Genomic DNA, 724 nt, shown 5'->3' on the forward strand with positions numbered 1-724 from the left:
TGCTCCTTCTTTGTCTCTACACTTTGTCCATTCACCCCCTGAGTTACACCCCATGTCAAAACAGTAGGAGTCCCTCCTTCATAAAACCAATCACCATAAACATCTCGTACTTTTTTGAAATCGCCCTTAGTGTCTTTTTGATATATCTTAAACCCAACATTATTGCTCCTATTGTTCGGAGTGTAAACTACTTTATCAATACCATTTTTAGCCTCAAAAAGCACAACAGGATCTATCTCAATGGCCAGATAACCATTTTTATCATACCGTGAATTTCTCTTAAATTTCACCTGTTCCATTTTAATTGGCTGACTGTCTTCTCTGGTTACACCCTTAAAGTAGGCAAATTTTGTCGCAATCACAGTGCAACGAAAACTATCCGCTGTCAAAGGAGGTTTAATCATAATGCGTAATTGTGCATAAATATTTTTCTTGAGGGCTGGGTTTGACATATTCTACTCCTTTTTTAATTGTTAACATCTAATATGTGAATATAGTACTCTTTTTCAAGTTTATCATACAACACCGAAGTTTTACCCTCTTCGTCAAGAATGCCTGTTTCCACTACCTCGCCATCATTGTTATATAAAATATAACTTTTATCTGACAGAGGATGATCATTCTCATCCTTCATGACAAAGTGCAGATAATAATCACCAAGCTTCGGCAACCTCACCACCTCATACCCCACATACTCACCCCCCTCCATCACCTTCTCATTGCT

The 724-nt window shown here is 37.8% G+C and carries 2 protein-coding genes; both read right to left on the bottom strand.

Features of this window, described 5'->3' with window-relative positions; all coding sequences use genetic code 11:
• Positions 1-452: hypothetical protein (locus B5J93_RS12705; RefSeq protein WP_143823554.1), on the bottom strand; the 452-nt coding region annotated here is incomplete at its 3' end.
• A gap of 14 nt (positions 453-466) precedes the next feature.
• Positions 467-724, bottom strand: a 258-nt coding sequence (locus tag B5J93_RS12710) for a hypothetical protein (protein ID WP_158080748.1), incomplete at its 5' end; no start/stop codon positions are given.

Source organism: Moraxella equi, assembly GCF_002027555.1.
Classification (GTDB): domain Bacteria; phylum Pseudomonadota; class Gammaproteobacteria; order Pseudomonadales; family Moraxellaceae; genus Moraxella; species Moraxella equi.